Consider the following 1612-nt stretch of genomic DNA (forward strand, 5'->3'; position numbering starts at 1 on the left):
AGGAAGGAATGAAAAAGAATATTGTAAAAGATGTCTTATTCTTGGGTCAAAAGTCAGAAGAAGCGACACCTGAGGATCGCACCTTGGCTTTGGATTTGCAGGACACCTTAAATGCTCATCTCCTTGAGTGTGTCGGTTTAGCGGCTAATATGATCGGGGTGAAAAAACGGGCGATTATCATCCGAATGGGAAGTGAAAATCTGGTCCTGTTTAATCCGGTTCTCCTTGAAAATAAAAAGCCTTACCAAACAGAGGAAGGATGCTTGTCCTTGATGGGGAGTCGGCCGACCACTCGTTATGAGGAGATTACAGTGACCTATCGAGATGTGAATTGGAAAGCAAAAACAATTCATTTGACAGGTTTTCCAGCCCAGATCTGTCAGCATGAAATGGATCATCTAGAAGGCATTATTATCTAAAGATGAAGGATGGAGTCGATTCGGCTCCATTTTTTTAGTTCTTATGGAAACTTTTTTTCTTGACAGGGATCTTTTTTGTGTTAAAATAGTTCTCATAGTAACTTTAAAGTTCTTAAGAGAACTATTTGGAGGAAATGATGGACAAACCTTTACAAGAATTTAAAAAAATCGGCCATCTCATTCACCTCATGGTAGAAAGAGAGGCCAAGAAGAGAGGGCTTGAATTTAGCGCAGGACCCCAAGGTCAGGTATTGAGCTTTTTATCTCATCGTGAGAAAGAGGGAAAAGTGACCTTGATTCGGGATGTTGAGCAGGAACTTCATATCTCAAAATCCGTGACGAGTAACCTGATCAAGCGGATGGAGAAAAATGGCTTTATTTATTTAGAGGCTAGTCCGACCGATAAACGGGCCAAGTATGTCTACCTAACAGACAGTGTGAAAAATAAGTTGAATGACATGAAACAATTCTTTGAGGAAGTGGACCAGAAGATGATGGCTGGTGTATCAGAAGAAGAATTGGCCATCTTTTTCAAGGTCATGCATCAATTTTATGAGAATATGAAAAAAAGGAGCGAGGAATGATCAATATGTTTCGGCGGTTAACCGCCAAAGAATGGGGCATGATTGCCCTTAGTACGGTCTTTATCTGTCTGGCTGTTTGGATGGATTTAAAGACTCCTGAATACTTATCTGATATCACGACCCTCTTAGCTAAGGATGGGACCAAGGTTTCTGATATTATGGATCCGGGAAGCAAGATGTTGCTCTTCTCTTTTGGAAGCTTTTTGATGGCAGTTTTTGTGGGCTTTTTGGCTTCAAGAGTCGCTGCCAGCTTTACGACGCGACTTAGAGGAGAGATTTTCCATCAAGTGATGGATTACTCTGATGCCGAGATCAAGAAATTCTCCGTTCCCTCTCTCTTAACTCGTACAACCAATGATTTGACCCAGTTACAAATCATGATTGTCATGGGGATGCAAGTTGTGACGCGTGGTCCCATTATGGCGATTTGGGCTCTGACCAAGATTTGGGGGAAGAGCAGTGCCTGGACAACGTCTGTTGGGATTGCGGTCTTGATGGTCTTGATTCTTCTCTCTGTTCTTGTTCTGATTGCCTTTCCGCGCCAGCAAAAGGTTCAGGGTTTGACCGATGCCTTGAATGCGACGACACGGGAGAGTTTGACTGGGGTGC

General features: G+C 42.8%; 3 protein-coding genes. All 3 read left to right on the plus strand.

Annotated elements, in window-relative coordinates; translation table 11 throughout:
- The first annotated feature begins 8 nt into the window (after positions 1 to 8).
- Positions 9 to 419, plus strand: coding sequence for a peptide deformylase (locus tag SPADD19_RS00785; protein ID WP_061454953.1), 411 nt, complete (start codon positions 9 to 11; stop codon positions 417 to 419).
- 137 nt (positions 420 to 556) lie between these two features.
- Entirely contained in the window at positions 557 to 1003 is a 447-nt protein-coding gene (locus SPADD19_RS00790) for a MarR family winged helix-turn-helix transcriptional regulator (protein WP_049474066.1), read from the plus strand.
- On the plus strand, positions 1000 to 1612 hold a 613-nt coding region (locus SPADD19_RS12200; RefSeq protein ID WP_241496373.1), incomplete at its 3' end, for an ABC transporter transmembrane domain-containing protein. The genes SPADD19_RS00790 and SPADD19_RS12200, both read left to right, overlap by 4 nt.

Source organism: Streptococcus parasanguinis (assembly GCF_001578955.1).
Lineage (GTDB): Bacteria > Bacillota > Bacilli > Lactobacillales > Streptococcaceae > Streptococcus > Streptococcus parasanguinis_U.

Bases quoted from the DNA above. Each gene is read 5' to 3' on its own strand.
- SPADD19_RS00785 (WP_061454953.1), top strand. From the start codon at position 9: ATGAAAAAGAATATTGTAAAAGATGTCTTATTCTTGGGTCAAAAGTCA.
- SPADD19_RS00790 (WP_049474066.1), top strand. From the start codon at position 557: ATGGACAAACCTTTACAAGAATTTAAAAAAATCGGCCATCTCATTCAC.